The sequence below is a fragment of the Paraburkholderia sp. GAS41 genome (assembly GCF_050436545.1).
Taxonomy (GTDB): domain Bacteria; phylum Pseudomonadota; class Gammaproteobacteria; order Burkholderiales; family Burkholderiaceae; genus Paraburkholderia.
Genome location: NZ_JBNDMK010000015.1, coordinates 47,400 through 65,557 on the forward strand (window position 1 = coordinate 47,400; position 18,158 = coordinate 65,557).

Here is an 18,158-nt window from a genome sequence, read left to right on the forward strand (position 1 = left end):
GATTCCCACTGCGTTCAGTCAAGCCACCGCCGCCCCGTTCACCGCGCTTCGCATCGCCTTGCAATGCCGCACCAGGTTCTCCCGTGACAGGACGAACTGCTTGAGCGGTGTATCGATGTCGTAGAAATAAATATTGGCGATGAAGCCATACACGCCTGCGTCGGTGCTGGCCGGTTGGGTACCGAACAGGAAGCTGTCGTCGTCGATCAGATTCGACAACACCTGCAGATCCGCCACGCCGCGTGCATAGACCTCGTCTGCCTGATAACGACCAATGCCCTGATAGTGATAGCGCTCGAAGTTGTATTTTTGCGCACCCTCGAGCGCCTCTGCGGTCACGTCCGGATGGGTGGTCAGAATGGCATTCTTGAACGCGGGCCAGAAACGCGGATCGGCCCAGCGCGAATACGACATCACCCAGTACAGATCGTCGAGCGTGCGGCGGATGAGCAGATCGAGATCGCGTTGCGGATGCGTAAGCGCGTCGTCGATGGGCGTGGCGTATTTCCGCTTCAGATGCGCGATGATCGCATCGCTGTCGCCGATCATCGTTGTATCGTCAACGAGATACGGCAGCTGGGCGCGCGGCGCCGCTTTCGCATCGAGAATATGCCGATGTTCGAAGGGCAGGCCGCAGAGTCGCAGGAAAGCGAATACCTTCTGGCCGTACGGGTTGTTGTCTTCGAGCCCATACAAACCCGGATACGAATACAGCGTGATCATGATGGACTCCCTGCGATGCTGCGGCGCACCGCGCGATGCGCCGGATAATCCGTAAGATAGACGCTCGCCTGCTCAAGTGCAATCAAGTGCAATTGAGTGGCCGCAACACGTATCCGGAAGACGAAACCCTAAGCCTGCACACTCGCACGCTCCTCGAAGCAGCCTGCGCCGTGCAGGCCGCCAACCTGGAGTCGAGCCATGCAAACCTGTCCTGTGCGACTGTCGCCTGGCGACGACCTGCGCGGTGCGCTCGAAGACGCGCTACGCGAACTCGACGTGACGGCGGCCTTCGTGTTGCAGGGTATCGGCAGTCTGCATGGCGCGCAATTGCGATTCGCAGGTATCGATGAGCCGACCGGATTACACGGCGACCTGGAGATTCTCACGCTCGCTGGATCGATCTCGCCGGATGGCGCGCACCTGCACATGTCCGTCGCCGATGCGCGCGGCCAGGTGTTCGGTGGACACGTGGCGCGCGGCTGCGTCGTCCGCACCACGGCGGAGATCTTGCTGGCGCTATTGCCCGAACATCGTTTCTCGCGCGAGCACGATGCGCGCACCGGTTTCGCGGAACTGGTGATCCGCGCGCAGACGCGTAAGGGATGAACTGGCTTGCTGACCGGCTGGCGGCGCAGCCGGCGCTACGCGGCTTTTACGTCGGCATACGCGAGCAGGGCGATCAGGAATTCTTGTGTTTTATCGTCAGGCACGCGGGCAACGGCTTCACAGTACGCCCGCCGTATCAGGCGTTGCGCTACTGCTTCGCAGTGGGTGACGAACCGGCGTCAGCTTCGGGCGGCCGAAAACGCGCCTGTAGCGCCACCAGCTGATCGTCGGAGGTGGCTACCAGCCATAGTCGTGCGCGTTCGACCTGTAAGCGGTTATGGTCCTTTAGCGAACCCATCGACACGGCCGTTTTCCACGCCACGGGCGCGACGCGGCTGGTTCTGCCTGACGGCGTGCCGACCAGCAAAGCGTACGGTCCAAGCGGCAGCGAGACGAGCGGCAACGCGGGCTTCACGCGCACGCGCCAGTCGACGAAGGGCATATCGCTGAACAGCAGCGGAGCGGGCAGGCCATAAAGAACCGTGAAGTCATACAGCGCCAGATGTTCGCGCATGCCTGCATACATGCGCCGGATATCCTCGACGACCGCGGCGCGGATCTCGTCGTCGAACATCGCCTCTTGCGCATAGCGGGCTTGCGCCTCGTGCGCGTCGTGCTGATAGGCGCTGAAAACAGCCAGTTCCATGCAGTCTTGCGCCGCGCGCTGTACATCCGCAGCCGAGCCCGCTTCCTCCGGTTTGCCCAGTTGCGCCGCGTGCAGAAACCGGTCCAGTGCGGCCTCGCGGATTGCAGGGCCTTCGACCTTGGGGTCGTCGACCGCTTCTTTTCCGAGCGGCACGTAAAGGTACTTTTCAGCGGCGAAGCGCGACTTCTTGCCGTCGTCGAATTTGACTTCGCCATTGCTGCAGTCGAGATAGCGCGTGCCGATCCGGCCATGCTCCCACACAAAGTTCTTCAGCATGGGGCGCAACGGATGCAGCGTCTCGCGTTCGGTCATGGACAACTCCAGTGCCTCGGGTGGGTTGAGCGGCGAGCGGACGCCCGCGCTGCTTCGGCTCCCATGATGGCACGCTCACCCTGGCTTCGCGAGCGCTTTAGCACGCATGCCTCTACGACATCAGGCGATCCCGCCGTTAGCGCGCAGGATCTGACCGTTGACCCAGGCCGCGTCGGGACCGGCGAGGAACGACACGACTGCGGCGATATCGTCCGGCTGGCCGAGCCGTTGCAGCGGCGGCATCTTCGCGAAGGTCTGGATCTGCTCTTCGGTCTTGCCGTCGAGGAACAACGAAGTCGCGATCGGACCGGGCGCCACCGCATTCACGGTGATGTTGCGGCCGCGCAGTTCCTTGGCGAACACATGGGTGAACGCTTCGACGGCGGCTTTGGTGGCGTTGTAGACCGCGTAGCCCGGCATGTTCAGCGCCAGCGTCGTGCTCGAAAAATTGACGATGCGGCCACCGTCGTTCAGGCGCGCCGCCGCCTCGCGCAGCGTGTTGAAGGTGCCGCGCAGGTTGATGTCGACGGTCTGGTCGAACAGGGCGTCGGTGGTGTCCGCGAGCGGCACGGTCTTCAGCACGCCTGCATTGTTCACGAGCACGTCGACCTTGCCGAGCTGCTGCTCGCAGGCCTCGAACATCTGGCGCACGTCGTGGGCTCTGGAAACGTCGGCTTTCACCGCGATCGCACGGGTGCCGGTTGCCTGCAACTCGGCGACCAGCGCGTCGGCTTCTTTCGAACTGGAGGCGTAATTGACGACCACCGCGAAGCCGTCGCTGGCGAGCCGCCGCGCGACAGCCGCGCCGATGCCGCGCGAAGCGCCAGTGACGATGGCGACCCGGGTGGGGTTTGCATGGTTCATGATCCTGTTTCCTTAAACGGTAGGGTGTGCGGAGGTCCCAGGCGCGGCGATCCTGCTTCGTGATTCAGCGCGGCGGGTCTGTGAGACGAATCATGGATCATTCCGTTTTAAAGATAATTACTCGCAGCTTGGTATCATCGTTCCATTCACTTTAATAATGGCCGGGAGCTGCGTCGATGGATCGCTTCGAGGAAATGCGGGTCTTTGTGCGCATCGCCGAGCGCCAGAGCTTTACCCAGGCGTCGGACGATCTGCAGATCCCGCGCGCGACCGTGACCAATCTGTTGAAGCGCATGGAACAGCGGCTCGGCACGCGGCTGCTCGAGCGCACCACGCGCACGGTCCGGCTGACACACGACGGCGAGGCCTACTATCGCCGCTGCGTGCGCCTGATCGCCGATCTGGAGGAGGCTGAGGCGTCGTTCAGCAACACGGCGCCCAAGGGTTTGCTGCGGGCCAATCTGCAAGGCACGCTGGCGCGCCATTTCGTGGTGCCGGCGTTGCCGGCGTTTCTTGCGCAGTTTCCGCAGATCGAACTGCAGCTTGGCGAGGACGACCGGCTGGTCGACCTGGTCCGGGAGGGCGTCGATTGCGTGCTGCGGGCGGGGAGCTTGCAGGATTCCTCGATGGTCGGGCGGCGCGTCGCGGAACTCGAACAGGTGACGGTTGCGAGCCCGGAATATCTGGCGCGCTATGGCGAGCCGGCCGATCTGGCGGCGTTGTCGACGCATCGCGCGGTCAATTACCTGTCGAGTGCGACGGGCAAAGCCGTGCCGCTCGAATTCGCCGTCGACGGCCGGTTGAGCGCGATGAATCTCGCGGCGGTGGTCTCGGTATCCGGTACGGATCTCTACACCGGCGCGGCGGTAGCCGGACTGGGGATGGTGCAGGTGCCACGCTACCGGGTCGCGGAGGAGCTGAAGGCCGGGCGCCTGAAAACGATCTTGCAGGACTTCCCGCCGCCGCCGATGCCGGTTTCCGTGCTGTATCCGCAGAGCCGCCAATTGTCGTCGCGAGTGCGTGTGTTTGCGAACTGGCTGCGGGACATTCTCGAAGCGGCGGACACGAGCGCCGCGCGTTGAGTGTCAGCCTGTTATAAATTCGAGGTTCGCTGATTCCGTCACGCGCCGCGCGCGCATCGTGCCCCTGTCGTGCGCGTCGTTCATCCGCGGTGAAAGCCGCGGCTAACCGAGAGAGGAAAGAGCATGGATCTGCAACTGAAAGACAAGCTGGCGCTGGTGAGCGGCAGCACGGCGGGCATCGGCCTCGCGATTGCCACGACGCTCGCGCAGGAAGGTGCGCGTGTGATCGTCAATGGCCGGACGCAACAGGCCGTGGACGCGGCCGTCGCCCAGCTGAAGGCGTCAACCGGCGCAGACGCGCTGGGTTTCGCGGGCGATCTGAGCCAGGCCGCGGCGGCGAACGAACTCGCGCGACGCCATCCGGATGTGGCGATTCTTGTCAACAATCTGGGTATTTTCGAGCCGAAGCCGTTCGAAGCGATTCCGGACGAAGACTGGCTGCGCTTTTTCGATGTCAACGTGCTGAGCGGCGTGCGGCTTGCGCGCCTCTTTCTGCCTTCCATGAAGCGTGCCAACTGGGGGCGCATTATCTTCATCTCCAGCGAAAGCGGTCTGCAGATTCCGGCGGAAATGGTCCATTACGGCGTGTCGAAGAGCGCGCAGATCGCGGTGGCGCGTGGGATTGCCGAGTCGGTCGCGGGTACGGGAATCACCGTCAATAGCGTGTTGCCGGGTCCGACGAAATCGCGCGGCGTGGTCGACTTCGTTGACAGTCTGGCGAAGGCCGACGGCAAATCGGCCGAACAGGTCGAGCGGGAATTCTTCGAGCATGTGCGGCCCACGTCGCTCATCAAGCGCTTCGAATCGACCGAGGAGATTGCGTCGCTCGTCGCCTTTGTGGCGAGTCCGCTGTCCTCGGCGACAACCGGCGCGGCGTTGCGCGCCGATGGCGGTGTCGTCAAGAGCGCGTTTTAACGCGGCTTGCGCGTCCGCTCGTGGGATCATACGGCTTTCGCGCGGCGCCGATGCCGCGCGTGCCGAATCAAACGGAGCGGACGAGATGATCGATGGACTGGTAGGCGGGCGGCTCTACGGCGAGGCGCAGATCCGCACGGGGCAGAACGGCAAGCGTTATGTGACCTGCAAGGTGCGGGCCACCACCGGCGACGGCGATACGTTGTTCGTCAATGTGATCGCTTTCGACGACGATGTGCAGACTGGCTTGCTGGCATTGAGCGACGCGGATAACGTCGCCCTGAGCGGCACGCTCACGCCGAAGGTCTGGACCGACAAGAACGGGCTTGTGAAGCCCGCGCTCGACATGGTGGCGCATGGTCTGCTGACCGCTTACGACGTGCGGCGCAAGCGGGCGGTGGTGACGGGGCAGCCGGCGCAGGAGGATGGCGCGCATCTGGACGACCCGCTCTAGGCATAATCGGCTAGCAGACGGCGGCACGCTGGCCCAAGCCTGGGTGTGTCATCTGCGAATCATTTGACGCCCTACGCGAACCGCGCCACGCGCGCCGCTTCCCGCAAATACTCGCCGAAACGCTCCGCCACCGGTTCCGCTTCACCGGCCCGCCGCAACAGCAACACTTCCGATTCGAGCGTCTTGCCAAGCAGAGGCAGGTAACACACGCGCTTGTCATGCATCTGCCGCAGCGTATGCGGCACCAGCGCCACGCCCATGCCGAATTCGACCATCGTCACCACCGTCTGCCACAGCCGGGCCTCGTGGCGGATGAGCGGACTGAATCCCGCGCCCACGCATTGCGCGATGATCAGATCGTGATAGTGCGGCGACACCGTGCGCGGAAACAGAATAAACGGCTCCTGCGCCAGCAGGCGCAGATCGATTTTCTTGCGCTTCGCGAGCGGATGATGCACGGGCAGACAGCATAGAAACGGCTCGGAAAACACCCGCGTCGACAGCACGTCGGCCGGGAAATTGCCCCAATGCGCACAGCCCATGTCGATCTGCAGGCGTTGAATGGCCTGCACCTGCTCGCTGGTGTTCATTTCCTTCAGCACGATTTCCACGCTCGGATGATCGGTCTCGAAGCGTCTCACCGCATCGGGCAGGCCGCGATACAGCATCGAATTGACGAAGCCGATACGCAGACGCCCGGCCAGCCCGTGAGCCGAGCGCACCGTAATGCGCTGCGCTTCGTTCGCCTGCAGCAACAGACGGCGCGCTTCGTCGAGCAGCACCTGGCCGGCATTGGTGAGCGCCACCGTCTTGTTGGTGCGCGCCAGCAATTGCACGCCGAGTTCGTCTTCGAATTTGCGGATGTCGAAGCTCAAGGCCGGCTGCGAAATGAACAGACGCTTGGCGGCCCGGCCGAAATGCAGCTCTTCCGCCACGGCGACGAAGTAACGCAGCTGTTTGAGGTCCACGGGCGTCTCCGGCTGTGCTTGACGATAAGTGCCGTCTATCGTACCGGACAAATCCTGTATTAGACGATTATCGATCGCGCTCCTATCCTGCTTCAACGGTGACTGACACAACTCGTAGGCAGCACTGACATGCAGGAGACAACCCCGTGAACCAACTCGCCCATGAGCCGATCTTCGGCTCGTCCAATATCCCCGATAGCCGCGGCATCAATTTTTTCAGCAGCGATCCGGATCTGGCCGCTTTGCTGAAGCTGTATCTCGGCGATTCGCTGTATCGCCAGATGGAAGCGGAGTTCGCGTGGCTCGGTCAACGCGCGTCCGGCGAACTGGACGAGTTGGCCCTCAGCGCCGACAAGAACCCGCCGCAATTGCGCCACCGCACGCGACGCGGCGAAGCGTTGCAGAGCATCGACAAACATCCGGACTACGTTGCGCTGGAACGCGTCGCTTATGCAGAGCTCGGGCTGGCGTCGATGAGCCACATTGGGCGGACGCCACCGCCGCTGGTGAAATACGCGCTGACGTTCCTCTTCGTGCAGGCGGAATTCGGCCTGTGCTGTCCCGTCAGCATGACCGATTCGCTCACGCGCACGCTGCGCAAATTCGGCGCGCCGGAACTCGTTGCCCGGTTCCTGCCGCGACTGGCGTCACGCGATTTCGACACGCTATTCCAGGGCGCGATGTTCATGACCGAGCAGGCGGCCGGCTCCGACGTGGCGCGGATCGAAACGCGGGCGTGCCCGGAAATCGCGGCGAATGGCGCAATGAGCTGGCGTCTCCACGGCGACAAATGGTTCTGCTCGAATCCCGATGCCGATCTTGCCATGGTGCTGGCGCATGCGGACGGCGCACCGGCAGGCATTCATGGCCTCGCGTTGTTCCTGCTGCCGAAAACCTTGCCGGACGGCACGCGCAACCGCTATCGCATCGTCCGGCTCAAGGACAAGCTCGGCAGCCGCTCGATGGCGAGCGGTGAAATCGTGCTGGAAGGCGCCGAGGCGTACCTGATCGGCGAGGTGGGTCGCGGCTTTCATCAGATGGCCGACATGATCAACATGTCGCGCCTGTCGAATGGCGTGCGGGCCGCGGGCCTGATGCGGCGCGCCGTGACGGAGGCGCTGCACATTGCGCGTCATCGTGAAGCGTTCGGCCGCAAGCTGATCGATATGCCGCTGATGCAGCGTCAGTTGCTGAAGATGCTGCTGCCGGCCGAACAGGCGCGCTCGATGTTCATGCAGATCGCGCTGCTGCTCGCCCAGGCCGATAGCGGCGACCAGCAAGCCGCGAAGTGCGTGCGCATCCTTACGCCGCTGATCAAGTTCCGCGCCTGCCGCGACGCCCGTCGCGTGACCGGCGATGCGATGGAAGTGCGCGGCGGCACGGGCTATATCGAAGAATGGAGCGACGCGCGGCTCGTGCGCGACGCCCATCTCGGCTCGATCTGGGAAGGCACCAGCAATATCGTGGCGCTGGATATCGCGCGGGCGGCCAAGCGTGACGCCGCGCTCGAACCGCTGCGCACGTATCTGCAGGATCTGCTCGGCGCGGCCGGTTTGCCCGAGGCAAGCCTGGCGCTTCTGCGTGCCACCTTGACACGCGCCTGCAAGGCGCTCATGAGCGTGGCGGACTCTGGACAGGACGAGCAGGTCAGGCAAGCGGGCTCGGCGCTCTATCACGCCACGACGGCGGTCTTGATGGCGTGCGAAGGCATGCGTCTCGAACCGGACTACCGGCGTCTCGCGCTGAGTCATCTGGTGCTGCGGCACAAGCTGTTGCCGATTGATCCGCTCGCGTTCGAAGTGTCGCGCGATGAAGCCGGCATCCTCGACGCGCTGGTCAAGGGGCGTGAAATCAGCCTGCTGCAGGCCACGCAATTGCTGCCGGACGGGAGCGCGCAATGAGCAGCCTTCACGCGATTCCTGCCCATAAACTGACGGCGCGCAGTAACGGTGAGTGCATGCAGCCCGCCACCGCTGGCACCACCGCCAGTGACGGCGGCGCCGCCACTGCCACTGCCACTGCCACTGCCACTGCCACTGCCGCCACCACTGCCACCACCGCAGCCACCGCAGCCACCGCCACCGCCGGCGCACTGCAAGGCATCAAGGTGATCGATCTGAGCCGCGTGCTCGGCGGTCCTTACTGCACCCAGGCACTCGCGGATCACGGCGCGCACGTCATCAAGCTCGAACCGCCAGGCGGCGACGAAACCCGCGGCTGGGGGCCGCCGTTTTTCGGCGACACCGCCTGGTACTTTGCCGGCGTCAACCGCAACAAGCAGGGCATCGCGGTCGATCTGTCATGCGAGGAGGGCCGCGCCATTCTCTGGAAGCTGCTCGAAGACGCGGACGTGCTGGTCGAAAACTTCAAGCCGGGCACGCTGGCGCGCTGGGGTATGGATTACGAGCGCGATCTGCGCGGGCGTTTCCCGAAGCTGATCCACTGCGCGGTTTCCGGTTTTGGCGCGGACGGTCCGCTCGGCGGCCTGCCGGGCTACGACGCGGTGATCCAGGCCATGGCGGGTCTGATGAGCGTGAACGGCGACCACAAGGGCGAAGCGACCCGCATTGGGCTGCCGATCGTCGATATGGTCACGGGTCTGAATGCGCTCGCCGGCATTCTGCTCGCGCTGGCGGAGCGCACGACGAGCGGCCGCGGCCAGTCGATCGATATCGCGCTTTACGACTGCGGCGTGTCGCTGCTGCATCCGCATCTGCCGAACTATTTCGGCTCGGGGCAGACGCCAAAACGTAGCGGCAACGCCCACCCGAACATCACCCCTTACGACAGCTATCGCACCGCAACCGCGCCGATCTTCCTCGCGGTGGGCAACGACCGGCAGTTTGCCCGCCTATGTGGGCATCTCGGCGCGGCGGATCTCGCGGACGATCCGCGCTTCGTCGACAACCGCAGCCGGTGTGCGCATCGCGCCGAGCTGAAAGCCTTGCTCGAAGTGCTGCTGGCGACGCACGAGTGCGAGCCGCTCGCGCGCGCCCTGATGCGGGCGGGCGTGCCGTGTGGGCCAGTGCAGACGGTGGATGTGGTGGCGCGTCATCCGCATACGGTGCATCGGCAGATGGTGGTCGAGATCGGTGCGTATCGGGGCACGGCCACGCCGATCAAACTGTCGCGCACGCCGGCCACCTATCGCAGCGCGCCGCCGTCGCTTGGCGGCGATACGCGCGCGGTGCTGGACACGCTGGGGATCGACACGGCCACCCAGCAGCGCCTGTTCGAAGCCGGCGTCCTGAAGGAGTGAAACCGCGGCGCGGCGAGCGGAAATTGCATGCAAGAAGGCGACGGCAGCCCGAGGCCGCGCCGCGTGCATCAAGGACGCCGGAGCCGCCGAAGCCGGCGAGGCCATAGGACGAAGTGCAGTACCCCATAACGATCACGGAGACAGACATGACCCATCAGCCCCATGACGCACCATCGGCGCGGCAACCGGCGCGCGCCGCGGCCGCGGCTTTCGTCGGCACCACGATCGAGTGGTACGACTTCTACATCTATGCGACGGCGTCCGCGCTGATTTTCGGCAAGCTGTTTTTCCCCGGCAGCGAGCCGTTTTTCAGCACGCTGGCCTCGTTCGGCACCTTCGCGGTGGGCTTTTTCGCGCGGCCGTTCGGCGGCTTGCTGTTCGGCCACCTGGGCGACCGCATCGGCCGCAAGAAGGCACTCGTGGCGACCCTGGCCATCATGGGTGTCGGCACGGTGGGGATCGGCTTTTTGCCGACCTACGCGAGTGCGGGCGTGCTGGCGCCGGTGTTGCTCGTGTTGCTGCGGGTGGCGCAAGGCATCGCGATCGGCGGCGAGTGGGGCGGCGCCGTACTGATGGCGAGCGAGCATGCACCGCAAGGCCGGCGCACGTTTTTCGCGTCGTTTGCGCAACTCGGCAGCCCGGCCGGCTTGATCCTGTCGCTGATCGCGTTTCGCGCGGTCGCCTCGATGGACAAGCTCGCCTTCATGAGCTGGGGCTGGCGGCTGCCGTTTCTTGCCAGCGCGGTGCTCCTGATCGTCGGCCTGCTGATTCGCGTGGGCGTCGAAGAATCGCCGGAGTTTGCGGCGCTCAAGGAACGGCGCCGGGTCGCGGTATTACCGGCCGCCGAAGTGGTGCGCGACGCGTGGCGCACGCTGCTGCTGTGTCTCGGCGCCAACGTGATCGGCGTGGCGGGTGCGTGGTTCGTCAACACGTTCATGCTGAACTACACCACGCAGACGCTGGGTCTGGACCGGGCGCTGATCCTCGATTGCCTGTTCGTGGTGGCCTTCATCCAGCTTGGCACGCAGCTCGCAGCAGGATGGTTCGCGCAGCGTCTGGGCACCGGACGCTTTCTGAAGAGCGCGGCTGCGCTTGCGATGCTTTCGCCTTATCCGATGTTCGCGCTGGTTTCGAGCGGGCGCCCGGTGGCGATCGTGATCGGCATTGCGCTGGCCGTCATGTGCATGTCCAGTTCATACGCGGTCATGGCCGGCTTCATGGCGAACGCATTTGCGGTGCGGGTGCGCTACTCGGCGATTTCGCTGTCGTATCAATTGTGCGCGGCGCTGGCGGGCGGTCTGACGCCGTTGATCGGGACCGTTCTGGCGCATCGGTATCCGGGCCAATGGTGGCCGTTGGCGGTTTTCTACAGCGTGCTCGCCGCGATTTCGCTGATCTGCATCACGACGCTGGAGCGGAAAAAATCGGCGATAGCGCGGGCCGCGCGGGTGCAGGCGTTTTAGTGGGGGGGCGTCCGTGTACGAATGGGCCGGGCGCGAAGACGCGAATTGTTTGCAGTGGATGAGATGGCAACTCGTGCCGTCGCCGGGGAAGCATCAATCTCAGGATTCCTCCAGCGCCGGAGCGTGCGCGGCACGTATTTGATCGATCACCGCCGTCAGAACGGCGAAGGCTGCTTCAGGGGTTGCCTCCATCGGCGTTGCGCGTTTTGGATTTCGATGCGCAATCCAGTCCCGGTAGCGTTTGATCTGTTTCGCTCGGCCGATGAGATCCGCGTCGACTTCCCCCTTGAACAGATCGAGGATGTCGTCGATCCTGCAGAACTTCGCAGGCTTCGACGCTTTCTCCAGGCTGCCGCGCCGTCCAACCTTGATTGCTCAGCGAGGCGCGCCGCTTGCGCCTGGCCATTCATCCACGCGCGCCACGTCGATGGAAAACTGTATAAATATACAGTATAGTGTTGGCTTCAAATCCGCCCTGCGGCGATTGATCCGTATCGTCGGGCGCGGTGAATCCGTGCGGTCGCAAAGTGGCCGTAAGATGGAGCCAACTCATTCAGACGGTCGGGCAAATTGTCATCTACAGGAAAAATCCGCATTCGCGGAGCACGTCAGCACAACCTCAAGAATCTCGATCTCGACCTGCACACAGGTGAGATGACGGTCGTCACCGGCCCGTCGGGGTCCGGTAAATCCAGCCTGGTGTTCGACACGCTTTACGCGGAAGGGCAGCGGCGCTACGTCGAAACCTTCAGCGCCTACGCACGGCAGTTTCTCGACCGCATGGACCGCCCGCAGGTGGACCGCGTCGACGGCGTGCCGCCGGCTATCGCGATCGACCAGACCAATCCGGTGCGCAGCTCGCGCTCCACGGTCGGCACGATGACCGAACTCAACGATCATCTGAAGCTGCTCTACGCGCGCGCGGCCGAACTGTTCGACCGGAAGACGGCGCAGGCCGTGCGGCACGACTCGCCGGAGACGATCTACGCCGATCTGGTGGCGCGCACCGTGCAGGACGATCCGCGTTTCGTGGTCACGTTTCCGGTTGAACTGCCCGAATCCGCCACGGAAGAAGAGGTCGCACAATGGCTGTCCGCGAGCGGCTACACGCGCGTGCAGGCGCAACGCGAGGTGCAGTCGCCCACCGGCCCGCGCAAGCTGCTCGACGTGGTGGCCGACCGGTTCCGCCTGAGCGCGGTCGAGAAAGGGCGCGTGGTGGAAGCCATCGAGGCGTCCTTGAAGCGCGGCGCTGGCCGCGTCAATGTGTACGTGCTGCCGCAAGCGCCGGAAGAGTCGGCCGAGCCGCAGATCTGGCGTTTCTCCACCGGCTTGCACAATCCGGACAGCGACCTGCGCTACGCCGATCCGCAACCCGCGCTGTTCTCGTTCAACTCGGCCTATGGTGCGTGCGAGGTCTGCCGCGGCTTTGGGCGCGTCATCGGGGTCGACCTTGGCCTCGTGATTCCGGACGGGCGCAAGAGCCTGCGCGACGGTGCCATCAAACCCATGCAGACGCCGGCCTGGAAGGAATGCCAGGACGACCTGATGCGCTATGCGGCGAAGGCCGGCATTCCGCGCGATACGGCGTGGTCCGAATTGACGCAGGCGCAGCGCGACTGGGTCATCAACGGCTCGCCTGATTGGGACGGCAAATGGCAGAACCACTGGTACGGCGTGAAGCGCTTCTTCGAATACCTCGAATCGAAAGCGTACAAGATGCACATTCGCGTGCTGCTGTCGAAGTACCGCAGCTACACGCCGTGCGAGACCTGTGGCGGCGCGCGTCTGAAGACCGAATCGCTGCTGTGGCGCCTTGGCACGAAGTCCAATGCGGATGCGGTGCTGGAGCCGGCCTCACGCTTCATGCCGCGCGGCGTGGACTGGAACCGCGCGCAGCTCGAAGCGCTGGCGGGCCTGACGGTGCACGATCTGATGCTGCTGCCGATCGAGCGCATCCGGCGCTTCTTCGACGACCTCAGTCTGCCGAGCGCGCTGCTCGACGATGCGTTGAAGCTGCTGCTGGCCGAGGTGCGCACGCGCCTGAAGTATCTGTGCGACGTCGGGCTCGGGTATCTGACGCTGGACCGGCAGAGCCGCACGTTGTCGGGCGGTGAGGTTCAGCGGATCAACCTCACCACGGCGCTCGGCACTTCGCTCACCAAGACACTGTTCGTGCTCGACGAGCCGAGCATCGGACTGCATCCACGCGACCTCAACCGGATCGTCGAAGCGATGCATCGCCTGCGCGATGCAGGTAACACGCTGGTGGTGGTGGAGCACGATCCATCGGTGATGCTGGCGGCGGATCGCCTGATCGACATGGGCCCCGGCCCCGGCGAGCGTGGCGGCACGATCATCTATGACGGCGTGCCGGATGACATCCGTTCCTCCGGCACGCTCACCGGCGAATATCTCGGCGGACATCGCCATGTGGCCGACGTCTCGCACTGGTCGAGCCGGCCGGTGCAGAAGGACACGCCGCGCATCGTGCTGGAAGGCGCGAGCGAACACAATCTGCAGGACGTGACCGTCGAGATTCCGCTGCAGCGGCTCGTCTGCGTCACCGGCGTGTCGGGTTCGGGCAAGTCCACGCTCGTGCAGGACGTGCTCTATCCGGCGCTGGCGCGCCATCTCGGCGTCGCCACCGAATCACCCGGCGCGTTCCGGCGTCTCGGCGGCGCGGAGCAGGTGAATGAAGTCGTGTTCGTCGACCAGTCGCCGATCGGCAAGACCGCGCGCTCGAATCCGGCCAGTTACGTCGGCGCGTTCGACGAGATCCGCAAGCTGTTTTCCAAGGTGCCGCTCGCCCAGCAGCGCGGTTACGGTCCCGGCATGTTCAGCTTCAATTCGGGCGACGGCCGTTGCCCGACCTGCGGTGGTTCCGGCTTCGAGCACATCGAAATGCAGTTCCTGAGCGACGTCTATTTGCGTTGCCCGGATTGCGACGGCCGTCGCTACCGGCCCGAGCTGCTGGAGGTCAAGATCGAACGCGGCACGCCGGCGCGAGCCTTGAGCATTGCCGATGTGCTCGAGCTGACCGTCAGCGAGGCGACCCAGTACTTCGCGGCAGATGCGGAAGTCGTGCGCGTGCTCAAGCCGATCGTCGACGTGGGCCTCGAATACGTGAAACTCGGTCAGCCCGTGCCGACCTTGTCGGGCGGCGAAGCCCAGCGCCTGAAGCTGGCGGGCTTTCTCGCGGAAACGGCCCAGGCCAGTACGGCCCGCAGCGCGAAACAGGCGCCCGCGTCGCGGCTCTTCATGTTCGACGAGCCGACCACCGGTCTGCATTTCGACGATATCGCCAAGCTCATGCAGGCGTTCGGCAAGCTGCTGGCGGGCGGACATTCGCTGATCGTCATCGAGCACAACCTCGACGTGATCCGCGCGGCGGACTGGCTGATCGACCTCGGGCCGGAAGGCGGCGACGGCGGCGGCCGGGTGCTGTGCGCAGGTACGCCCGAAGAGGTCAAAGCTTGCAAGGAGTCGTACACCGGTCAGGCCCTGCTGCAATACGATCAGGCCATGAGCGCGGCGGCCGAGCCCGCGGCGCAAGGCATGCCGCTGCAAAAGGCGCTGACGGCGGCGCGGGCGCGGCGTGCGGTCGAAGGCGAGGACGTGGTGCGCATCGTCAACGCGCGTGAGCACAACCTGAAGTCGCTCGACGTCGATATTCCGCACGGCAAGTTCAATGTCATTACCGGTGTGTCCGGTTCGGGCAAGTCGACGCTCGCGTTCGACATCCTGTTCCATGAAGGCCAGCGCCGCTACCTCGAATCGTTGAATGCCTATGCGCGCTCGATCGTGCAGCCGGCCGGGCGCCCTGAGGTCGATGCGGTGTATGGCATTCCGCCGACCGTGGCGATCGAGCAGCGGCTGTCACGCGGCGGCCGCAAGAGTACCGTGGCGACCACGTCGGAAGTCTGGCACTTCCTGCGTCTTCTGTATGTCAAGCTCGGGCTCCAGCATTGCATTCACGACGGCACGCCGGTGACCGCGCAAAGCGTCGAGTCGATCGCCGCGCAACTGCTGCGCGACCACAAGGGCGAGCATGTCGGTTTCCTGGCGCCGCTGGTGGTCAACCGCAAGGGTGTCTATACCGACCTCGCCAAGTGGGCGAAGGCGCGCGGCAATACCCATCTGCGGGTGGATGGCGAATTCGTGCCGGTCGATCCGTGGCCGAAGCTCGACCGGTTCCGCGAACACACCATCGAACTGCCGGTGGCGGACCTCGTGGTGTCGGCGGAGAACGAAGCCGAATTGCGCCGCCTGCTCGATGAAGCGCTCGAAGTGGGCAAGGGTGTGATGCATCTGCTCGCGCCGCTGGACGGCTTGCAGAACGCGTTGAAGAGTGGCCGTGCCACAGCGAAACTCGGCGAGGTCAAGGTACTGTCCACGAAACGCGCCTGTCCAGTATGTGGTACGAGCTATCCGGAACTGGACCCGCGGATGTTCTCGTACAACAGCAAGCACGGCTGGTGTACGACCTGCGTCGGTACCGGCCTCGCGCTCACGCGCGAACAGCGCGCCGCTTACGACGACACCGTGATCGCGGAAGATGGCCGCGGTCGTGAACAGAGCTTGCCGTCGGAGGAGCAGGAACCGGAAGGCGTGGTGGACGAACCCTGCGCGGATTGCCACGGCACGCGTCTGAATCCGACCGCGCGCGCCGTGACGTTCGACGCGCAAGCGATCGTCGATGTCGCGCAATGGACGGTGAGCGACACGCGCCGCTGGATCGACGCGCTGGAACTGTCGGGCCGCGACGCGGAGATCGCTCGCGACGTGGTGAGCGAAATCGGCAGTCGCCTGCAGTTCCTCGAGGAAGTGGGGCTCGGCTATCTGAGCCTCGATCGCGCGGCGCCGAGCCTGTCAGGCGGCGAAGCGCAACGCATCCGGCTCGCGGCGCAACTGGGCAGCAATCTGCAGGGGGTGTGTTATGTGCTCGACGAACCCACCATCGGCTTGCATCCGCGCGACAACCAGATTCTGCTGAACGCGCTACGCAAGCTTGGCGAGAAGGGCAATACGCTGGTGGTGGTCGAGCACGACGAGGACACCATCCGGCGCGCCGATCACATCATCGACATTGGACCGGGCGCGGGCAAACGCGGCGGCACGCTGGTCGCGCAGGGCAGTGTGGCGGATCTGTCGGCCCAGGCGGATTCGGTGACCGGGCAGTTCCTGGCCAACCCGATCGTGCATCCTTTGCAGCCGCGCCGCACGGTGAAGCCAAAGACCCGAAGCGCGGCGGCGGTGCCCGAACAATGGCTGACCGTGCACGGCGGCAAACTGCACAACCTGCGCAATGTCACCGTGGCGCTGCCGCTAGCGCGACTCGTGGCGGTGACGGGCGTGAGCGGCTCGGGCAAGTCGACGCTTGCGCGCGACGTGCTGATGGCTAATCTGCTGGACGCAGTGGGGCGCTCGGTGCTGTCGTCGCCGGCTACGCGGCGTGCCCGCAAGGCGGCGCAGGACGAACCGGCTGCCAACCGCCGCTCCAGTGTGCTGGCTCGCAGTGCGCCGCGGGCGCAACTGAACGTCACGCACGCGTGGCAAGGCTGCGACGCGATCACGGGCTGGGAAAGCATCGACCGCGTGCTTGAAGTCGACCAGACGCCGATCGGCAAAACGCCGCGTTCGTGTCCGGCTACCTATATAGGTGTGTGGGACGCGATCCGCAAGCTGTTCGCCGGCACGCTCGAAGCACGCGCGCGCGGCTATACGGCTTCGCGCTTCTCGTTCAATACGGGCGACGGCCGTTGCCCGGCCTGTGAAGGCCAGGGCGTGCGCACCATCGGCATGAGCTTTTTGCCGGACGTCAAGGTGCCGTGCGATGTCTGTCACGGCCAGCGCTTCAACCCGGAGACGCTGGCGGTGACGTGGCGCGGCAAGAATATCGGCGACGTGCTGACCATGGAGATAGACGAAGCCGTCGAGTTTTTCGCGCCGATCACCAACATCGCGCACCCGCTGCAACTCATGAAAGACGTCGGGCTCGGCTATCTGACCTTGGGGCAGCCGTCACCCACGCTCTCGGGCGGCGAAGCGCAACGCATCAAACTCGTCACGGAGTTGAGCAAGGTGCGCGACGACGTCACGCGGCGCGGTCAGAAGGCGCCGCACACGCTGTACGTGCTCGACGAGCCGACAGTCGGCCTGCACATGGCGGACGTGGCGCGGCTGATTCGCGTGCTGCATCGGCTCGCGGACGGCGGTCATAGCGTGGTGGTCATCGAGCACGACCTCGATGTGATTGCCGAAGCCGACTGGATCATCGACCTCGGTCCGGAGGGTGGTGTCGGCGGTGGTTCGATCGTGGCGGCCGCGGATCCGGAAGGACTCGTGCGGGTCCGCGAAAGCCATACCGGCGCCGCGCTTCAGCCGGTCCTCGAACGCACTGTCAATGCGCCGGAAGCTGCACGTGTCGTCAGTCAGGGCTCGCGTGGATGACGGCTGAGCGGTCGTGATCGAAGCCCGTGTCGCGGATTCGCGACACGGTGTTTTCCCTGCTTGCGGCCCGCTTTTATGTTGGTTCTTAAAAGCCACTTTTACTGGCTTCTGTGTCGGGAGTTCCACCACAAATTGGAGGAACCTCTCTAAACACTGTCTGTTCCCATCAAAAAAAGTTTGACGGACGATTTTGTCTTGATATCGTCCACACCCATCAAGCGGATCAAAGCGCCCGACTAAAAGAGGTGAGCTTTTTTCGCAGCTTGCGCACACCTCGTTTTCACTCCAATCAACCATTCCGCACCGGAAGGGAATGCATTTGCACTTTGGTTGTGCATTCAACCTCTTTTGGCGCAGCATGAGTTGCTCGTCGCCCAGGTTACCTGGCTCTATCCGGTTTTCACCAGGGGTGAGCG

The 18,158-nt window shown here is 64.5% G+C and carries 13 protein-coding genes; 9 read left to right on the top strand and 4 right to left on the bottom strand.

Going from position 1 to position 18,158, the window contains the following annotated elements; genetic code table 11:
* Positions 1–18: 18 nt before the first annotated feature.
* Entirely contained in the window at positions 19–723 is a 705-nt protein-coding gene (locus tag P3T43_RS20620) for a glutathione S-transferase C-terminal domain-containing protein (protein WP_429282894.1), read from the bottom strand.
* Between the two features lie 198 nt (positions 724–921).
* Between P3T43_RS20620 and P3T43_RS20625 the strand changes: the two genes are divergently transcribed.
* Positions 922–1,329, top strand: a complete 408-nt coding sequence (locus P3T43_RS20625) for a PPC domain-containing DNA-binding protein (RefSeq protein WP_429282895.1) — start codon at positions 922–924, stop codon at positions 1,327–1,329.
* Positions 1,330–1,477: 148 nt separating this feature from the next.
* Here P3T43_RS20625 and P3T43_RS20630 read toward each other — a convergent pair whose 3' ends face one another.
* Both P3T43_RS20630 and P3T43_RS20635 read right to left on the bottom strand, forming a co-directional pair.
* Positions 1,478–2,287: a hypothetical protein gene (locus P3T43_RS20630; RefSeq protein ID WP_429282896.1), complete on the bottom strand. Its 810-nt coding sequence runs from the start codon at positions 2,285–2,287 to the stop codon at positions 1,478–1,480.
* Between the two features lie 120 nt (positions 2,288–2,407).
* Positions 2,408–3,151, bottom strand: coding sequence for an SDR family oxidoreductase (locus P3T43_RS20635; RefSeq protein ID WP_429282897.1), 744 nt, complete (start codon positions 3,149–3,151; stop codon positions 2,408–2,410).
* A gap of 176 nt (positions 3,152–3,327) precedes the next feature.
* Here P3T43_RS20635 and P3T43_RS20640 point away from each other — a divergent pair, with 176 nt between their 5' ends.
* The 3 genes from P3T43_RS20640 (at position 3,328) to P3T43_RS20650 (ending at position 5,602) form a co-directional block, all read left to right on the top strand.
* Positions 3,328–4,233 (top strand): LysR family transcriptional regulator, encoded by a 906-nt coding sequence (locus P3T43_RS20640; RefSeq protein WP_429282898.1) that lies wholly within the window; start codon positions 3,328–3,330, stop codon positions 4,231–4,233.
* A 123-nt stretch (positions 4,234–4,356) separates the two neighbouring features.
* Complete coding sequence (locus P3T43_RS20645; protein WP_429282899.1) at positions 4,357–5,148, top strand: SDR family NAD(P)-dependent oxidoreductase; 792 nt, start codon at positions 4,357–4,359, stop codon at positions 5,146–5,148.
* 85 nt (positions 5,149–5,233) lie between these two features.
* On the top strand, positions 5,234–5,602 hold the full coding sequence (locus tag P3T43_RS20650; RefSeq protein ID WP_429282900.1) for a single-stranded DNA-binding protein: 369 nt from the start codon (positions 5,234–5,236) through the stop codon (positions 5,600–5,602).
* Positions 5,603–5,673: 71 nt separating this feature from the next.
* Here the strand turns inward: P3T43_RS20650 and P3T43_RS20655 are convergent, their stop codons facing one another.
* Positions 5,674–6,570, bottom strand: coding sequence for a LysR family transcriptional regulator (locus P3T43_RS20655; protein WP_429282901.1), 897 nt, complete (start codon positions 6,568–6,570; stop codon positions 5,674–5,676).
* 146 nt (positions 6,571–6,716) lie between these two features.
* On the opposite strand from P3T43_RS20655, the gene P3T43_RS20660 reads away from it, so the two are divergent.
* From P3T43_RS20660 to uvrA, 5 genes are all read left to right on the top strand, one after another.
* Positions 6,717–8,471 carry an acyl-CoA dehydrogenase family protein gene (locus P3T43_RS20660; protein WP_429282902.1) on the top strand — a complete coding sequence of 585 codons (1,755 nt, stop codon included), beginning with the start codon at positions 6,717–6,719 and terminating at the stop codon, positions 8,469–8,471.
* Positions 8,468–9,829, top strand: a complete 1,362-nt coding sequence (locus P3T43_RS20665) for a CaiB/BaiF CoA transferase family protein (RefSeq protein ID WP_429282903.1) — start codon at positions 8,468–8,470, stop codon at positions 9,827–9,829. Before P3T43_RS20660 ends, P3T43_RS20665 begins: the two co-directional genes overlap by 4 nt.
* Positions 9,830–9,975: 146 nt before the next feature.
* Positions 9,976–11,292: an MFS transporter gene (locus P3T43_RS20670; protein ID WP_429282904.1), complete on the top strand. Its 1,317-nt coding sequence runs from the start codon at positions 9,976–9,978 to the stop codon at positions 11,290–11,292.
* A gap of 63 nt (positions 11,293–11,355) precedes the next feature.
* Entirely contained in the window at positions 11,356–11,748 is a 393-nt protein-coding gene (locus tag P3T43_RS20675) for a hypothetical protein (RefSeq protein ID WP_429282905.1), read from the top strand.
* Positions 11,749–11,862: 114 nt separating this feature from the next.
* Entirely contained in the window at positions 11,863–17,742 is a 5,880-nt protein-coding gene (gene uvrA, locus P3T43_RS20680; RefSeq protein WP_429282906.1) for an excinuclease ABC subunit UvrA, read from the top strand.
* The last annotated feature ends 416 nt before the right edge of the window (positions 17,743–18,158 follow it).

Excerpts from the sequence above, each read along its gene's own strand:
- P3T43_RS20665 (WP_429282903.1), top strand. The coding sequence starts at position 8,468 with ATGAGCAGCCTTCACGCGATTCCTGCCCATAAACTGACGGCGCGCAGT.
- P3T43_RS20625 (WP_429282895.1), top strand. The coding sequence starts at position 922 with ATGCAAACCTGTCCTGTGCGACTGTCGCCTGGCGACGACCTGCGCGGT.
- P3T43_RS20670 (WP_429282904.1), top strand. The coding sequence starts at position 9,976 with ATGACCCATCAGCCCCATGACGCACCATCGGCGCGGCAACCGGCGCGC.
- P3T43_RS20635 (WP_429282897.1), bottom strand. The coding sequence starts at position 3,151 with ATGAACCATGCAAACCCCACCCGGGTCGCCATCGTCACTGGCGCTTCG.
- P3T43_RS20645 (WP_429282899.1), top strand. The coding sequence starts at position 4,357 with ATGGATCTGCAACTGAAAGACAAGCTGGCGCTGGTGAGCGGCAGCACG.
- P3T43_RS20640 (WP_429282898.1), top strand. The coding sequence starts at position 3,328 with ATGGATCGCTTCGAGGAAATGCGGGTCTTTGTGCGCATCGCCGAGCGC.
- P3T43_RS20620 (WP_429282894.1), bottom strand. The coding sequence starts at position 723 with ATGATCACGCTGTATTCGTATCCGGGTTTGTATGGGCTCGAAGACAAC.
- P3T43_RS20630 (WP_429282896.1), bottom strand. The coding sequence starts at position 2,287 with ATGACCGAACGCGAGACGCTGCATCCGTTGCGCCCCATGCTGAAGAAC.
- P3T43_RS20675 (WP_429282905.1), top strand. The coding sequence starts at position 11,356 with ATGGCAACTCGTGCCGTCGCCGGGGAAGCATCAATCTCAGGATTCCTC.
- P3T43_RS20650 (WP_429282900.1), top strand. The coding sequence starts at position 5,234 with ATGATCGATGGACTGGTAGGCGGGCGGCTCTACGGCGAGGCGCAGATC.